The organism is Enterobacter cloacae complex sp. IR53030 (assembly GCF_049238365.1).
GTDB classification, from domain to species: domain Bacteria; phylum Pseudomonadota; class Gammaproteobacteria; order Enterobacterales; family Enterobacteriaceae; genus Enterobacter; species Enterobacter kobei.
In genome coordinates, this window is record NZ_JBMKHA010000010.1 from 115,632 (window position 1) to 132,738 (window position 17,107).

Sequence of the window (17,107 nt, forward strand, 5' to 3'; positions counted from 1 at the left end):
TTACGGAACAACAATCAGCGGGCCGCTGGCCGCACCCGTTGCCCGCCACTGCGGAACGTACATAGACTCCACCATCGGGACCGGCACCTGGTAAATTCCCGGTGTGACGGCGCGCGCCAGGTAAACCAGTGTGACCGGCTGACCTTCGTTGACCGGCACAGCGGCCACAAAGCGGTCGTCGCGGAACTCCATATGCTGAATATCCGCCTGCTGCATCTGGCTCAGCAGGTTTTGCACCTCGCTGCCGCTGTCCTGCAGGCTGGCGCTGCTGCTCGCCAGGTTCTGGTTTTCCAGCTCCAGACCCGCCGGGAGAAGATCCACCACCAGTGCATCCGGCACGTTCTGGCTGGCTTTCACCTCAAGCCACACCAGTACCAGTTCACCGCTCTTCAGAGATGAGAGCGATTTACTGCTGCCGTCGGTTGCCAGGATATGACGTTCAACCTGCAGCACGTTCGAGCTCGGCTGAGGCGCATATTCCGGATAACCCGTGCTGTCCAGGCGAACCCACAGTGGCGAAGTGCCGGTATTGGTCACCTGCAGCGCACCAAGCTGGTCGCCGTTGACGTTTTGTACCAACGATGTATCACCGCCTGAGGCGGTATCAGACAGCGAGGTTTTCGCCTGCCATGCACCTGACAGAGTTTGCAGCGAACGTCCGGCCAGGAAGAGGGCATTACTCTCCTGAGTAGACAGCCAGCGCTGGCTGAAAGCCTGTTCAGACAGCGCATTCAGCAACGTATTTTGCGCATCCGGCAGCAGCTTGTACTCTTCCAGCAGGGAGAGCATCAACGCGTTATCGCGCAACTGACTACCGTAATCGGCCATCCAGTTTTTGCTGTCGTTACGCGGCGTTTTGAGCGCCAGGTCCAGTGCCTGCTGGCTGCGTGGGGCATCGCCCATCAGTTTGAGCGCCATACCCAGCTGCATCAGCGGCAGCCCGGAAGCAGCCTGAGCGTGACGATCCCAGATTTCGCGCAGCGCACCCAGCGGTGCTTTTTGCTGGCGCGCCAGCACCAGAGCGGCATAAGCCTGTACGGCAAATTTGCTGGCCTGGGTGTCGTCGCTGTAGCGAATGGACATCATGCCCGGATCCTGCAGGTAGCGCAGCAGGCGGCTATTGGCGTTATTCACGGCTTCGGCAGGCACGCTGTAGCCTTGCTCGCCTGCACGCACCAGGAAGTCAGTGACATAGGCGGTTAACCAGTACTCTTCCGGGCCGTTTTTATCCCACAACGCAAAACCGCCCTCCTCGCGCTGCATCTGCAGCAGACGCGAGATCCCAATATCAATGGCAGCACGGCGCTTGTCATCCGTGTCGCCCTTAATACCAAGCGCGGTGAGCTGCGCCGCGTTGGTGTAGAGCGACGGGAACAGGCCACTCGTGGTTTGTTCCAGACAGCCATACGGATACGCCTGCAGTTCACGAATATAGCGCGCCAGGTTGAGCGGTGGTTTACCGCTCAGCAGGAGTTGCCCCTCCAGAGTGGCGGGAGAGAAACCGCTACTATGCTGCGCCGGTGCGGTCCAGGATTCACCCGGGTTCAGCATCGCTCCGGTATTGACCGTCTGTGCCGGGAATGCCGGACGTACACCGATTTTCCAGCTTTTCTGCTGCGGTGCGAAGGTTTCGCCCGGAAGCTGCAGGCCGGTAACCTGTGCCGTCACCTCACCGTCGCCATAGCCTTCCAGCGCACGTACTGGAATAAACAGGGTGCTACGCGCGCCCGGCGGCAGCTGAACCGGCTGCGGCGGCGCGCCCTCCAGGGACAGTTTGCCTGTCGCAGTCAGGGCAACGTTCAGCGTTTGCGGCTGGTCGGTAAGGTTGGTCAGATCCAGCGTCAGGCGCGAGGTATCTCCACTCGCCAGGAAACGCGGGGTATTCAGCTCGGTAATGACCGGTGCGGCCACCACAACTTTGCTTTCACTGCTGCCAAAATCATCTTCCGTCCAGGCCTGTGCCATCAGGCGCAGCTCGCCGTTGAAGTCCCCAATCGGCAGCGTAACGGTACCTTCCCCGTTAGCATCCAGCATAACCGGCTGAGCCTGCTGGGCAATAATGGTGACGTGGTTCACCGGCGGTTTGCCGCCGCGCTTCAGTTCATCGCCATCACCGCCGAAGCGCAGCGCCGCCATGCGGCCCTGTCCTTCAATGACCTGGCCGTAGATATCGTAGATATCCGCGCCGTAGCGCTTCTGGCCGAAGAACGCCTGCCACGGATCTGGCGTAACGTAATCGGTAATGTTCAGCACACCGCTGTCCACTGCCGAAACCAGCACGTTCACTTTCTGTGGAACCGCCCCCTCTTTCACGCTGGCTTTCACCTTCACAGAGAGCGTCTGATTTGGCCGCATTTTCTGCGGGTTATCGAGCGCAATGTTCAGGCGACGATTTTCGTCTCCCATCGGCAGATGCAGCAGACCAACCGCGCGTTTCGGCGTAGCGGATTTCGATTTATCCCCAGGGCGCACCACCAGTGTGCTGAGGTAGAGATCGTGACGTTTCCAGGCTTTATCGACCGGAATCGAGAGATCGAGCCCGTTTGCCGGTACGTCGATCTCTTTCCACCACAGCGGCCCTTCGCTGGATTCGATCATGGCATAACCCTTGCCTGCGGCGGGTGCAGCGATATGCAGCTGGATGGTATCGCCTGGCTGATAAGCGGGTTTATCCAGCTTCAGCGTCACGCGGTCAGGGCGTGCTGCCCCCGTGCCATCGCTGTTATCCTGCCAGCTGTATCCCGCCCAGAAGCGCACGCTACTGACCATCTCATCAGGCGCTTTCACCTCCAGACGGTATGAGCCCCACTCCACCGGGAAAGTGACCTTGCCGGTTTCATCGGCCTTGAGGCTAAGCTCCTGTTCACCTTCAACCAGATCCTTTTGATCGAACTGAGACTGCCAGCCTTCGCTCTCAGACCAGTTCCAGAAGTAGTCGCGGCGCTCGCGGATCAGGCGCACCTGTAAGCCGGATACCGCTTTTTTCGCCCCGCTGGCATCGGCATAAACGATGTCAAAGCTGGCATTACCGTTTTCGTCAACAATGGGTTGGTTGACGGTGGTATCCGTGCGGTAGTCGTATACGGCCTTGCTGGCGAACTGAGGACGGATACCCGGCAGTTCAGCCGCCGGCCAGATGGCCTGCTCAGCGCGACGCGTCACCGGGCGACCGCCCGACTCCAGCAGGCTGGCCTGCAGGATCAGCTGTAGCGGCGAGTGCACTTCTTTCCACTGGCTTTCAGTCGTAACCTGCCCGCGCCCCTGTTCGTCCAGCGTAAGCTGCACTTCATCCAGACTGCGGCTCAGGTTTTCCTCAGCGATGTCCCCAAACTGGAAGCCTGGCAGTGCAGGCACGGCCTCACGCAGTGGGCGGAGGAAAAGCTGGCCCTGCAGTGAATTCCCATTAGCGGGCGCACCGTACAGGTAATAGCCCACTACGTTAAAGTCCACGTCATCCTGCGGGGAAACCGGTGCTTTTTGACCCGTCAGATTCAGCGCCATACGCTCAGGCATGAAATCTTCCACGTGGAAATCCCACAGACGCTGCTGGTTATCACCTGTGTTCGCGCGGATATGCCACATGCCGGTCTGCGCACCGCTATCCAGCGGATAGTTAAAACGATAGAGCCCGTTTTCTGGCTTAACGACCATCGTGCGCGCCACCTGTCCATCCGGACGCAACACGTCAAGCTTCACAGGCTGGTCGGGGAGCGGCTTTCCGTCGCTGTCGCGCAGTAAGCCGTTGAGGATCACGGTTTCACCCGGACGATAGAGATCGCGCGGACCAAACATAAAGAACTGCTTGCTGTAGCCCGGATTACCGGCGATATCAAACTCCGCCAGATCGAGCGCCGGAAGTTTGAGATCAAGCAGCGTGGTCTGGCCATCTTTGCTCGCCAGAATCAGCGCGGCCTCTTTGTCGGTTTCAAGCGTCGCATGACCGTCCGCATCGCTTTTCGCCTCGGCAAGGGTCTGCCCTTTGTCATTCAGCAGCGTGACGGTGACACCGGACTGCGCCGCACCGTTTTCCAGACTCTGGGTAAAGATGTCCAGGCGGTTGTGGTAACGGTGAGCGGATAACCCGACATCGCTCAGGGTAAAGAGGGTTGCGGCATTGCTGTAGTTGTAGTGTCCGGCCTGGTTCATGACCGCGATATAGACGCCAGACTGCTGGAGCGGCTTGATATCCTTGAGCGGCAGGAGCAGTTTTTCACGGGTATTGCGCGCCGGATTGAGATCAAAGCGACCGGTATAAACCAGTTCCGCCATCTTCAGCAGGTTGTCGGATTCCCAGTTGGTCAGGGAGTTACGGTACTCCCACTGACTGACAAAGGAAGCCAGCGATTCCGGCTTCACGCGGTAGAAATTGACGTCCACATTGTTGACGTTGAGCGCCATCACCGGCAGCCCTTCCACCACTTTGCCCGGCAGCAGCGATCCGCGGCTGGCAAAACCGACCGTCGGTTCGACATCCCGGGTGGTGATCGCTTTTTCATAATCAATGTCGAACGTTGCTTTGTTCAGCGCCTGTAAACCACGTTCGACGGTGACAACCAGATTACGGTTGGGCTCCAGATGACGCAGGCGAAGCTCTTTCAGGTTAGGCGCAAGTTCCCACGCCCCGTCAACCTTGCCACTTTTCTTATCCACGACATGCACTGTTTTCGCGAAATCCTGGTCGGGATTCAACGGAACAGAGAAGGTCAACACCAGCGTGGCGGCGCCGTCCAGCTGTACTTCAGAGGCATCCAGTAGGGTTAATGCTTTGCCCTGGCTCTGTGCCGCCAGTTTTGCCAGTTTTTCTGCATCAGGCTTTTCAGCCGCTTTCGGGGTTGATGTGGTGGATGCTGCGGGAGCCGCAGTCTGAGATTTATCGTCGCTGTTGTCACAGCCGACAAGCGTAAATGTGGTAAGCAGCGCGAGAGAGATCGCGGCTAAGCGAAACGGTTTCATCCTTTGTCCCTGGCCTGAGGGGGCCTGTTGGTCGTCGTCCGGATAAGTATTATCCGCAAGTTTCGTTTATACAAAAAGTCCAATTTTAGAATCTTGAAAGCGCCTCGCAGAATCGCCATGTCCGGCGGCGTGGAGGTGGAACCGCGATCACAGAGCATAACGTCACATGTTACCTTTCACGTCATTTGTTTTTAAAACAATAAGATAGCTGGATAAAAGCATCAGGAGCCTGCTAGTTTTATGACCATGACGCACCCCGAGTGCGCGGTTCAATAAGAGAGAAAGCCATGAAACGAGCCGTGAACGCCCTACAAAATTTCGGAAAATCATTGTACGGTCCCGTACTTATCTTACCGATCGTCGGTCTGTTTATCGCCTTTGGTAACGTATTGGGTAACGGCAACCTGGCCGAGTACCTGCCGTTTCTTGGCCATCCGCTCATTCAGAGTATCGGCCAGCTGATCGCCAAATCCGCCGTGTCGGTGCTGGTCAACCTGGCGCTGGTGTTTGCCGTCGGGATCCCGATTGGCCTGGCCACGCGCGATAAAGGCTACGCGGCGCTGATTGGTCTGGTGACCTTCGTGGTGTTTATCAACGCCATGAACGTAACGTTACAGCTTCAGGGTGAGCTGGCGCCTGCCGGGCAGATGAAAGCCGCGGGTCAAAGCATGGTGCTTGGCGTTCAGGTGCTGGAGATGGGTGTTTTCGCCGGGATCCTGACCGGGGCGCTCTCCGGCTACCTGTACAACAAATATTCCGGCGTACAGTTTAACGGTGCGATGGCGATTTACTCCGGCCACTGCTTTGTCGCGATTGTGATGCTGCCCGTCTCCATGCTGCTCGGCGTGGTAATGAGCGAACTCTGGCCGTACGCTCAGCACGGGATTAGCGCGCTGGCGCTGGCCATTAAAGGCTCAGGCCCGTTCGGCGTAGCCATTTACGGTTTCCTTGAGCGCATTCTGGTACCGACTGGCCTGCATCATCTGGTTTATACCCCGTTCCTCTATACCGAACTCGGGGGGACGCAGGAGGTGTGCGGCGCAACCTATCAGGGCGCGCGCAATATCTACTTCGCCGAAATGGCCTGCCCGGAGGTGAAGCAGCTCAGCAGCACTGTGGTGTGGGACGCGCGCGGCATCAGCAAAATGTTCGGCCTGCCCGCCGCCGCGCTGGCGATGTATATGACCGCAAAACCGGAACGCAAAGCCGTTGCGAAAGCCATTTTGATCCCGGCGGCGCTGACCTCGCTGCTGGTCGGCGTCACCGAGCCGATTGAGTTCTCCTTCCTGTTCGTCGCACCGCTGCTGTTCGTGGTTCACGCGGTGCTGACCGGCATCGGCATGATGCTGTTCTCGCTATTTGGCGTTCACGCCATCGGTGCCAACGGGATCATTGATTTCATTCTCTACAACCTGCCGCTCGGCACGGAGAAATCCAACTGGCCAATGTACATCCTGGTAGGGCTGATCATGTTTTCCCTCTACTTCACGGTGTTCCGCTTCCTTATTCTGCGCTTCAACATGAAGACCCCAGGCCGTGAGGATGAGGATCAGGAGACACGTCTCTACAGCAAGCAGGAGTACCAGGCGAGGGGCAATAACGACGGGCTGGGTGAGTCCATCGTAGTGGGACTCGGCGGCAGGGAGAATATTGAGGTTGTGGATAACTGCTATACCCGCTTACGCGTCACGGTGAAGGACGTCGACATCATCGACGAGCCGCGCCTGAAAGCGACCGGCGCGAAAGGGGTCATCAAACAAGGTAACAACGTTCAGGTGGTCTACGGGCTGCATGTCAAAAAAATGCGAGAAGCCGTTGAGACGTTTCTCTGAAAGGAGCTAAAGATGTTTACACCCCCCTTTATTCTGTCGATTGCCGGTGGCGGCAGCACCTACACGCCGGGTATTGTGAAAAGCCTGATGGTACGTCTGCATGACTTCCCGCTGGCCGAAATCCGCCTCTATGACATCGACGAGGCGCGTCAGAACACCATCGCGCCGGTGGTTGAGAAAGTGATTCGTGACCACAGTGAAAGCATCAAATTCACCGTCACCACTGACCCGGAAGTGGCGTTCAGCGGCGCACATTTCGTCTTCGCCCAGATGCGGGTCGGTCAGTATAAAATGCGCGAGCAGGATGAGAAGATCCCACTGCGGCACGGCGTGGTCGGCCAGGAGACTTGCGGTCCCGGCGGCCTGGCGTACGGACTGCGCACGATCCTGCCGATGGTCGAGCTTATCGATCGGGTGGATCGCTACGCGCATGAAAAAGCCTGGATCGTGAACTACTCCAACCCGGCAGCGATAGTGGCGGAAGGCGTGCGCCGCCTGCGCCCGAACGCGCGGGTGCTGAACATCTGCGATATGCCCGTCGCCGCAATGCGCAATATGGGCGCCATTCTGGGCGTGGATCGCCACAAGCTGGAGGTGGACTATTTCGGCCTGAACCACTTCGGCTGGTTTACCCGCGTGCTGGTGGACGGCGAAGACAAGCTGCCCGAACTGCGCAAACATATCGCGAAGTTTGGCCTGTTGACGGAAGACGCCGCCAAAACCGATCCGCAACATTCCGATCCCTCCTGGGTGAAGACCTGGCGCAACATCAAGCCCGTCATGGATAACTTCCCGGAGTACCTGCCGAACCCGTATCTGCAGTATTACCTGATGCCAAACCAGATTGTGGAGCATCAGAACCCGGACTATACCCGCGCTAACGAAGTGATGGACGGGCGTGAGAAAAAACTCTTTGCTGCTGCGCAAGAGTACAAGCGCACCGGGATCCTGCCGGATGCCTTCCACGTGGGCGTCCACGGCGAGTTTATCGTCGACGTGGCCTGCTCGCTGGCCTTTAACCTGCGCAGCCGCCATCTGGTGATGGTGGAAAACCGCGGGGCGATTACCAACCTGCCATACGATGCGATGGTGGAAGTGCCCGCCTATATCACCTCCGAAGGACCAGAGCCTGTGCGCATCGGTCGGGTGCCGCTTTTCCATCAGACCCTGCTGCAACAGCAGCTGGCATCCGAACAGCTGCTGGTGGAGGCGACCATCGAAGGCAGTTATGAGAAAGCCCTGCAGGCCTTCACCCTGAACCGCACCGTGCCGACCATGGCGCACGCGAAAGCAATTCTGGATGAGATGATCGAAGCCAACCGCGACTACTGGCCCGCGCTGCAAAAGGCCTGGCAGAATGGCGAAACGGTGAAAAAATAGGGGCTTGCTCGCGAGTTGAACGTGGTTTGCTTGTCGGTGTCATAAAAAACACCGACAATCCTTTTTTACGGAAAAGAATGGAGGCATCCCATGTCCACCTCATATTTTGTCGCCGCCGACTGGCTGATTGAGCACGGCGACGACCCGGAAGTCCAGATTATTGACGCGCGGATGGCCCCTCCGGGGCAGGAGCACCGCGATGTTCCCGGTGAATACCGTGCCGGCCATCTGCCTAGCGCGGTATTTTTTGATATTGAAGCCCTCTCCGATCACAACTCTCCCCTGCCGCACATGCTGCCGCGCCCGGAAGCCTTTTCCGTGGCGATGCGCGAGCTGGGCGTGAGCCGGGACAAGCATCTGGTTGTTTACGATGAGGGCAACCTCTTTTCCGCACCGCGCGCGTGGTGGATGTTAAAACAGTTTGGCGTAGAGAAAGTATCAATTCTGGCAGGCGGTCTGGCGGGCTGGAAGCGTGATGACCTGCCGCTTCAGCAGGGTGATGTCACGCTGCCGGAAGGTGATTTTGATGCCACATTTGACGCACACGTCGTCAAACGTCTGACTGACGTACTGGTCGTTAGCCACGAGAAGACGGCGCAAATTGTCGATGCCCGTCCTGCTCCTCGCTTTAATGCCGAAGCGGATGAACCGCGTCCGGGTCTGAAGCGTGGACATATTCCGGGCGCGCTGAACGTGCCGTGGGGCGATCTGGTTTTTGAAGGGGAGCTGAAAACCACCGATGAACTGCGCGCCATTTTTGACCGTGCGGGTGTGGATTTACATCGTCCGATCATTGCCAGCTGCGGTTCCGGCGTAACGGCCTGCGTGGTGATTCTGGCACTTGCCACCCTCGGGGTTAACGACGTCACTCTTTACGACGGCGCCTGGAGCGAATGGGGTGCGCGAGACGATCTGCCGGTTGAACCGGCAAAATAATGGATAACCGCCTGGCCACGCTGTTAACGCGCGGGGCGTCACTGACCCGCGCGGAGTATCGCGTCCTCGCCCACCTCACGGAGCATCCGCTGCTGGTGGGCAATATCACGGTGCGCGAGCTGGCGCAGGCGACATTTGTTTCTACCGCCACCATTATGCGGCTGTGTCAGAAGCTGGGGTTCAGCGGTTTTAGCGAGTTTATCTGGCACTGCAAGCAGCTGCTTTCTGACACGCCGCATATCGCCGTTCAGGGGCAATCGCTCCCTGAGCTGCCTGCCCTTTTTAATCAATTCATCGCCAACTATCAGCAAACTTTTCAGTGGGTCACCCAGGACAAACGCCAGCAGTTTGCCAATCTGCTGCGCCAGAAAGAGAGCTTTTTTCTCTACGGTGCCGGGTTTTCCTATCTGTTTGCCGAATACCTGACCAAGAAATTGCAGGTGTTGGGCAAAACGGCATTTATCTCCGGGCCGGGGGACAGCCGGAACATTTTTCTCAGCAACGCCGCCCGCTATCAGGTGTTCATTGCCGTTTCACGCAGCGGCGAAACGGAGCAGGTGCTGGATAAAGCGCGAATTGCCAAAAACGTCGGGATGACCGTCGTCGCGTTTACCCGCGCCTCGGCCAATACGCTGGCGGGGATGGCGGACGTACACTTTGCCCTCTATGACGAAGCGGTACATTTCGCTGCTGAAGCAGCAGGCGTGACGTCATTTGAGTCGAATCTGGTGCTGCTGATGGATTTACTGCTGCTGGAAGCAACGGGGTGAAGTTCACCCCGCGTCATCAGATAATGCGGTTGGTTTTGAGATCGCGCAGGAACCCGCCCCAGCGACGCTCATAAAACGGCGTGATGTGCTCGGTAATAAAATGGCTGATGCCCTTCTCACCTTTCGTCACCTGGCAGATATCAATCGGCTCGTCGCCCGGCAGCGTGTCGGTCGCCACGCTTCCCGCCGCCTGAATGATGTCGTCGATATCGCCATCTGCTTCAATACCGATCAGCAGCACTGGTTGCTCGTCGGCATTTTCTTTAATGGAGCAGAGGAATGCGCGCCTGACGGGCTTGAGCGTTTTGAAGAGCGTGGTCAGGGAATCAATCATCTGCGCGGGCGGCTCGGCCACTTCGGAGAGCAGCAGCGTTTCCCCCCCTTCCAGCACTTCCTGAGTGCTGAGCGGATTGCCCTCTTCACCCATCAGGTGACTGATTTCACGCGGGGTGAACTCTTTCCCGGTTGGCAGTTTGGCGTTGAGGAACAGGGTCTGGCCCAACGTCATTTCAAACAGCGTACGCACCGGCATCACCACGAATGCCTGTTCATCTTCCACAGCTTCCTGCAGCGCTTCCAGTGAGGAAAAGAACGGGATCACTGAAGAGCCGTCGTCTTTCTCCCAGTGCAGCAGATCCAGCGCGCTGTCTTCCACAACCTGCTCACCTTCCGCCGCGGTGCCTGGCACCCAGACGGTAGATTCCAGCAACGTGCGGAAAAATGCCGGACGGTGAGCGGGCTCGGTGGCCGCCTGTTCCAGCAGAGTTTCTAATTCGTTTTTGGTTTCGGACATAGTTTGGCTACTTCACAATTGCCCGGCGGCGCTACGCTTGCACGGGCCTACGGGTTTTGTAGGCCGGGTAAGCGTAGCGCCACCCGGCAAAAAAGGTTACTCAGCCGTCAGCAGGTTCGCCACGGTACGCACGCCCAGACCGGTCGCACCCGCGGACCACTGTTCTACCGCTGCTTTACGGTAGGTTGCGGAGCAGTCGATGTGCAGCCAGCCTTCGTGATAGTTCTCAACGAAGTGAGACAGGAAGCCTGCTGCGGTACTTGCCCCTGCCGGATACGCCGCGCTTGCGGTGTTATTCAGCTCGGCAAAGTTGGACGGCAGCTGGCTGCGGTGGAACTCGGCCAGCGGCAGACGCCAGAATGGCTCGTTTTCCGCAGCAGCGCTTGCCAGCAGGCGTGCGGCCAGCTTGTCATCGAAGCTGAACAGCGCATGGTAGTCGTTCCCCAGGGCGGTTTTCGCCGCACCGGTCAGGGTCGCCATGTCGATAATCAGCTCAGGTTTCTGCGCAGAGGCGTCAATCAGGCCATCAGCCAGCACCAGGCGGCCTTCGGCATCGGTGTTCATCACTTCAACATTTTTGCCGTTGCGATAGCGAATGATGTCGCCCAGCTTGAAGGCATTGCCGCTGACCATGTTGTCGGCGCAGCACAGGTAAAGCTTCACGCGCTTGTTCAGGCCGCGGGTAATCGCGAACGCCAGCGCACCAGTAATGGTTGCCGCGCCGCCCATGTCGGACTTCATGGAGTCCATGAAGGCGCTCTGCTTCAGGCTGTAGCCGCCGGTGTCAAAAGTAATGCCTTTGCCGACCAGGCAGGCAAAGACAGGCGCTTCTTTATCGCCGGTTGGGTTGTAATCCAGCGCCAGCAGGACCGGAGGTCGCTCAGAGCCACGGCCTACGGTGTGGATACCCATATAGTTCTGCTCGCGCAGGTCTTCACCTTTGGTAATACGGTAGGACATTTTGTCGCCCGCCACGCCGCACAGCAGGTCAACGGCGCGCTGCGCCAGCTGCTCAGGACCTAACTCTTCCGCCGGGGCGTTGATGGTGTCGCGTACCCAGTCGATGATCTGCAGGCGGCTTTCCAGCTCTTTCTGACCGGCTTCGTCGAGGTTTGCCCACTCAATTTTGCGGGTGCCTTTCGGACCTTTGTACCCCGCCCAGAATGCCCAGCTGCGGTCGGTGTCCCAGCCTTCGCCTTCCAGCGAGACATGTTTGATCCCCAGACCGTCGATTTTGCGCGCGGCGCGCTGGATCTGGCCCAAATCATCGTTGCCCGTCAGGTGCAGGGTAATACCGTCGTTATTGATGCTGTAGCTGGCTTTCTCGCCCCAGCGCGCGTCGGCAGGCTGCGTAGAGAGCGTAATCTTCATCGCTTCGGTCATTTTATTTATCCTTATTAGCAAACGGGCCGCCTGAAGGCAGCCCGTTAAGTGATTTACTCTGCTTCATCTAACCAGACTAACAGAATCGCCTCCAGAATTTTTTCATTGGATGCGTTTGGATCGTCGTCGAAATCGTCTAAATCGCAGATCCACTGGTGCATGTCGGTGAATCGTACGGTTTTCGGATCGAGATCCGGGTTCGCGTCGTAGAGCGCTTCGCCGATCTCACGGCTGTCTGTCCACTTCAGTCCCATATTAATGCTCGCGTGCGTGGTTGATAGTGTAGCGTGGGAATTCCACGACCAGATCTTCGTCGGTCACCGCGGCCTGGCAGCTTAAGCGGCTGTCTGGCTCCAGACCCCATGCTTTATCCAGCATGTCGTCTTCGTCTTCGGTGCTTTCGGCGAGCGAGTCAAAACCTTCACGCACGATGCAGTGACAGGTAGTGCAGGCACAGGATTTTTCACAGGCGTGTTCCACTTCGATACCTGCGCGCAGGGCAACATCGAGAATGGTTTCACCGGTCTTCGCTTCCAGAACAGCGCCATCCGGACACAGGTCCGCATGAGGCAAAATAACAATCTTTGGCATATTAAACCTCGTCCACGGACTGGCCTTTCAGCGCGACGCGGACGGATTTGTCCATGCGGCGAGCGGCGAAGTCCTGGGTTTGTTTATCAACGTTTTTAATGGCTTCTTCTATTGCGTCAGCATCACTGCCCATGGCGACGACGCTTAAGTGCGCGGCAGCCTCGTCAATCACCTGACGCTCAGCGGCGCTTAACAGCGCGGCATCGGCATTGAGTGCCCCGGTCAGGCTTTCCAGCACGCGTGCGGCTTCCACTTTCTGTTCCGCCAGCATACGCGCCTTCACATCCTGCTCGGCGTAGCTCATTGAGTCCTGAATCATGGAGGCGATCTCGCCATCGGTCAGGCCGTAGGACGGCTTCACCTGGATGGACGATTCCACGCCGGTGGATTTTTCCATCGCCGTGACGCTCAGCAGGCCGTCCGCATCAACCTGGAAGGTAACGCGAATATGCGCCCCGCCCGCTGGCAATGCCGGGATACCGCGCAGTGCAAAGCGCGCCAGAGAGCGGCAGTCCTGCACCAGTTCGCGTTCGCCCTGCATGACGTGGATGGACATCGCAGTCTGGCCGTCTTTAAAGGTGGTGAACTCCTGCGCGCGCGCCACCGGAATGGTGGTGTTACGCGGGATGACTTTCTCCACCAGGCCACCCATGGTTTCTAAACCAAGGGACAGCGGGATAACGTCCAGCAGCAGCATTTCACTGTCCGGCTTGTTGCCGACCAGAATATCGGCCTGAATGGCCGCACCCACGGCAACCACTTTGTCCGGATCGATGGCGGTCAGCGGCGTGCGGCCAAAGAACTCACCTACACGTTCGCGCACCAGCGGCACACGGGTAGAACCGCCGACCATGACCACTTCCAGCACCTCGTCAGCCTCAACGCCCGCATCTTTCAATGCGCGACGGCAGGCCAGCAGCGTGCGTTTCACCAAAGGTGCGATCAGATCGTTAAACTGGTCACGGGAGATTTCACCCTGCCAGCCCGCCACGTTCACGGTAACCGTCTGCGCATCGCTGAGGGCAATTTTGGCGTCGATGGCGGCATCCAGCAGTTCACGCTGGACGCGCGCATCGCTGCGATCGGCAATCCCCGCCTGCTCACGAATGTAATCCGCCAGCAGATGGTCGAAGTCATCGCCGCCCAGCGCGGAATCCCCGCCGGTCGCCAGCACTTCAAATACGCCACGGCTTAAGCGCAGGATGGAGATATCAAAGGTACCGCCGCCGAGGTCGTAAACGGCAATCACCCCTTCCTGACCGGAGTCGAGGCCGTAGGCAATGGCCGCCGCCGTCGGTTCGTTCAGCAGGCGTAATACGTGCAGGCCCGCCAGACGGGCGGCGTCCTTGGTGCCCTGACGCTGTGCATCGTCAAAATAGGCCGGAACGGTAATCACCACGCCGTCGAGATCGCCGCCGAGCGTCGCCGTAGCGCGCGCTGCCAGCACCTTCAGGATGTCCGAAGAAACACGGATCGGGTTCAGCAGACCAGCCTCGGTCGCGATCATCGGCAGGCCGTTTTCACTGGCCTGAAGCTGATACGGCAGATGCGGGTAACGGGTCTGAATATCGGCCAGCGAACGGCCCATCATGCGCTTAACCGAGCTGATGGTGTTGGCCGGATCGCGCGCGGCGTTGGCGCGCGCGTCGTAGCCTACCGCGTGACCCTGCTGCTGGTAGTGGACCACGGAAGGCAGCAGATGGCGGCCCTGCTCGTCAGCCAGCGTTTCCGCCTGGCCGCTACGCACGGTCGCCACGAGAGAATTGGTGGTGCCCAGGTCAATACCCACCCCCAGACGACGCTGGTGCGGTGCGGCACTTAAGCCAGGCTCACTAATTTGTAATAAGGCCATAATTGCTTCCGAAATTAAAAATCGAGCAGCTTTTCTTCGAGTTGTTCAGCACTGCTTCGCAGTTTATCGAGAAAACGGAGTTTGCGCACAGTGTCTGCCGCCACGTCCCAGGTCTCGTTGTTCAGTTGCTCCACCATCTGCTGATGGCGGGTATCAAACATACCCTTCACGCGCGTGATAAAGCTTTCCAGGCGCGCTTCGTCTTTGGCCTGTTCAATCTCATCCAGCTCTTCGCGCAGCTCCAGCTGTTCCATCAGAAACGCCGTATCGCGAACGGTATGCTGTTCGCTCGCCAGATCAAAACCGTGGAGCGAGAGCAGATATTCAGCACGCGCCAGCGGATGACGCAGCGTCTGCCAGGCCTGGTTAATGGTGGCAGAGTGCGAAACTGCAGCCAACTGCTCGGCCTGCGTCCCGCTGGCGAATTTATCCGGATGATACTGACGCTGCAAATCCTGAAAACGGACCGTCAGCGCCTGAAGATCGATCGGGTATTGAGCGGGTAGTCCGAAGAGAGTGAAGTAATCCATAACAATCTCAGGGGTAGCCTGTTAGAACAAACCCCACGCGCAGCAAAGCCACGGTGGGGTTTAGGATGACGCGCGGTTAAACGTGGAAGCTTTCGCCGCAACCACACTCGTCTTTGACGTTCGGGTTCGTGAATTTGAACCCTTCGTTCAGGCCTTCTTTGACGAAGTCCAGCTGAGTGCCGTTGAGGAATTGCAGGCTTTTGCCATCGACCACCACCTTCACGCCCTTGTCTTCAAACACGGTGTCATCAGACGCCGGCTCGTCAACAAACTCCAGTACGTAAGCCATACCAGAACAGCCGGAGGTACGTACGCCCAGTCGCAGGCCAAAGCCTTTACCACGGTTCGCCAGAAAAGAGCTTACTCGCGCGGCAGCGCTGTCGCTAAGGGTAATCGACATACTCAAACCTCAATTATTTTGCTTCACGTTTGCTTTTGTAATCCGCAATGGCGGCTTTGATCGCGTCTTCTGCCAGAATAGAACAGTGAATTTTCACTGGTGGCAGTTCGAGTTCTTCAGCAATATCCGTGTTCTTGATTGCCTGTGCTTCGTCCAGAGACTTGCCCTTCACCCATTCAGTGACCAGGGAGCTGGACGCAATGGCAGAACCGCAGCCGTAGGTCTTGAAGCGCGCGTCTTCAATGATACCTTCATTGTTGACTTTAATCTGCAACTTCATCACGTCGCCGCACGCCGGTGCACCCACCATGCCGCTACCAACAGATTCGTCGCTGTTGTCAAAAGAGCCAACGTTGCGCGGGTTTTCGTAATGATCGATGACTTTTTCGCTGTATGCCATGATTGAATTCTCCTTATGTACCGATTAGTGATGTGACCATTCAATGCTGTTCAGATCCACGCCCTGCTTAAACATTTCCCACAGTGGAGAAAGGTCACGCAGACGGCCGATGGAGTTACGAACCAGCTTGATGGTGTAGTCAATCTCTTCTTCGGTAGTGAAACGACCTAAAGAGAAACGGATAGAGCTGTGTGCCAGCTCGTCAGTCATACCCAGCGCGCGCAGCACGTAGGATGGCTCCAGGCTTGCAGACGTACAGGCAGAACCGGAAGAAACGGCCAGGTCTTTGAGGGCCATGATCAGCGACTCGCCTTCAACATAGTTGAAGCTGACATTGAGGATGTTTGGCGCGCCCTGCTCGAGATCGCCGTTCAGATACACTTCTTCCATATCCTTCACGCCGTCCCACAGACGGTTACGCAGCGTGCGCAGGCGTGCCATCTCGGTTTCCATCTCTTCTTTCGCAATGCGGTATGCTTCGCCCATGCCCACGATCTGGTGAACAGGCAGCGTACCGGAACGCATGCCGCGCTCGTGACCGCCGCCGTGCATCTGTGCTTCGATGCGGATACGTGGCTTACGACGAACGTACAGCGCGCCGATCCCTTTCGGGCCATAGATTTTGTGGCCGGAGAAGGACATCAGGTCCACTTTCAGCTGGCTCAGGTCGATAGGCAGTTTACCCACGCTCTGGGTCGCATCTACGTGGTAGATAATACCGCGCGCACGGCACATTTCGCCGATGGTGGCGATGTCCTGAACGACGCCGATTTCGTTGTTGACGTGCATGATGGAGACCAGAATGGTGTCATCACGCATCGCTGCTTCGAGCTCTTTCAGGTCGATGATCCCGTTGCTCTGCGGCGCCAGGTACGTCACTTCGTACCCTTCACGCTCCAGCTGACGGCAGGTGTCCAGCACGGCTTTGTGTTCGGTTTTGCTGGTGATAATGTGCTTGCCTTTTTTCTGATAAAAGTTGGCTGCACCTTTGATCGCCAGGTTGTCGGATTCGGTCGCACCGGAGGTGAAAACAATCTCACGCGGGTCGGCACCCACCAGGTCAGCAATCTGATTACGGGCGATATCAACCGCCTCTTCAGCATGCCAGCCAAAACGGTGTGAACGGGAAGCTGGGTTACCAAAGTTTCCGTCCAGGGTCAGACACTGCATCATTTTCTCGGCAACACGCGGGTCCACCGGCGTGGTTGCGGAGTAATCGAGATAAATCGGTAATTTCATTGCTCTATAAACTCCGTACATCGCTTCAATGCAAGGAATCAGGCAACC

14 protein-coding genes are annotated in these 17,107 nt (G+C 57.7%); 4 read left to right on the plus strand and 10 right to left on the minus strand.

The window, feature by feature from the left end; translation table 11 throughout:
* Positions 1-4,953: an alpha-2-macroglobulin family protein gene (locus tag ACOTXR_RS12470; RefSeq protein ID WP_078309312.1), complete on the minus strand. Its 4,953-nt coding sequence runs from the start codon at positions 4,951-4,953 to the stop codon at positions 1-3.
* Positions 4,954-5,240: 287 nt separating this feature from the next.
* Between ACOTXR_RS12470 and ACOTXR_RS12475 the strand changes: the two genes are divergently transcribed.
* From ACOTXR_RS12475 to ACOTXR_RS12490, 4 genes are all read left to right on the plus strand, one after another.
* Positions 5,241-6,785, plus strand: a complete 1,545-nt coding sequence (locus ACOTXR_RS12475; protein ID WP_050862355.1) for a PTS transporter subunit EIIC — start codon at positions 5,241-5,243, stop codon at positions 6,783-6,785.
* 12 nt (positions 6,786-6,797) lie between these two features.
* Positions 6,798-8,165 (plus strand): 6-phospho-alpha-glucosidase, encoded by a 1,368-nt coding sequence (locus ACOTXR_RS12480; protein WP_023331083.1) that lies wholly within the window; start codon positions 6,798-6,800, stop codon positions 8,163-8,165.
* A 90-nt stretch (positions 8,166-8,255) separates the two neighbouring features.
* Entirely contained in the window at positions 8,256-9,101 is an 846-nt protein-coding gene (gene sseA / locus ACOTXR_RS12485) for a 3-mercaptopyruvate sulfurtransferase (RefSeq protein ID WP_058691205.1), read from the plus strand.
* Positions 9,101-9,871 (plus strand): MurR/RpiR family transcriptional regulator, encoded by a 771-nt coding sequence (locus ACOTXR_RS12490; RefSeq protein WP_014884822.1) that lies wholly within the window; start codon positions 9,101-9,103, stop codon positions 9,869-9,871. Before sseA ends, ACOTXR_RS12490 begins: the two co-directional genes overlap by 1 nt.
* A gap of 16 nt (positions 9,872-9,887) precedes the next feature.
* Here ACOTXR_RS12490 and sseB read toward each other — a convergent pair whose 3' ends face one another.
* The 9 genes from sseB to iscS form a co-directional block, all read right to left on the minus strand.
* Positions 9,888-10,664 (minus strand): enhanced serine sensitivity protein SseB, encoded by a 777-nt coding sequence (gene sseB, locus ACOTXR_RS12495; protein ID WP_058691204.1) that lies wholly within the window; start codon positions 10,662-10,664, stop codon positions 9,888-9,890.
* 96 nt (positions 10,665-10,760) lie between these two features.
* Positions 10,761-12,047: an aminopeptidase PepB gene (gene pepB, locus ACOTXR_RS12500; protein ID WP_045268352.1), complete on the minus strand. Its 1,287-nt coding sequence runs from the start codon at positions 12,045-12,047 to the stop codon at positions 10,761-10,763.
* Between the two features lie 53 nt (positions 12,048-12,100).
* Entirely contained in the window at positions 12,101-12,301 is a 201-nt protein-coding gene (gene iscX / locus ACOTXR_RS12505; RefSeq protein ID WP_014171178.1) for a Fe-S cluster assembly protein IscX, read from the minus strand.
* Between the two features lies 1 nt (position 12,302).
* Positions 12,303-12,638 (minus strand): ISC system 2Fe-2S type ferredoxin, encoded by a 336-nt coding sequence (fdx, locus tag ACOTXR_RS12510; RefSeq protein WP_003860652.1) that lies wholly within the window; start codon positions 12,636-12,638, stop codon positions 12,303-12,305.
* Between the two features lies 1 nt (position 12,639).
* Complete coding sequence (hscA, locus tag ACOTXR_RS12515) at positions 12,640-14,490, minus strand: Fe-S protein assembly chaperone HscA (RefSeq protein ID WP_058691203.1); 1,851 nt, start codon at positions 14,488-14,490, stop codon at positions 12,640-12,642.
* A gap of 14 nt (positions 14,491-14,504) precedes the next feature.
* Positions 14,505-15,020: a co-chaperone HscB gene (gene hscB, locus ACOTXR_RS12520; protein ID WP_003860657.1), complete on the minus strand. Its 516-nt coding sequence runs from the start codon at positions 15,018-15,020 to the stop codon at positions 14,505-14,507.
* A gap of 76 nt (positions 15,021-15,096) precedes the next feature.
* Positions 15,097-15,420: an iron-sulfur cluster assembly protein IscA gene (iscA, locus tag ACOTXR_RS12525; protein WP_003860659.1), complete on the minus strand. Its 324-nt coding sequence runs from the start codon at positions 15,418-15,420 to the stop codon at positions 15,097-15,099.
* A gap of 13 nt (positions 15,421-15,433) precedes the next feature.
* The gene (gene iscU / locus ACOTXR_RS12530) at positions 15,434-15,820 is read right to left on the minus strand and encodes a Fe-S cluster assembly scaffold IscU (protein WP_003860661.1); all 387 of its coding nucleotides are present in this window, start codon (positions 15,818-15,820) and stop codon (positions 15,434-15,436) included.
* Between the two features lie 24 nt (positions 15,821-15,844).
* Positions 15,845-17,059, minus strand: coding sequence for a cysteine desulfurase (iscS, locus tag ACOTXR_RS12535; RefSeq protein ID WP_008502157.1), 1,215 nt, complete (start codon positions 17,057-17,059; stop codon positions 15,845-15,847).
* Positions 17,060-17,107: the final 48 nt, after the last annotated feature.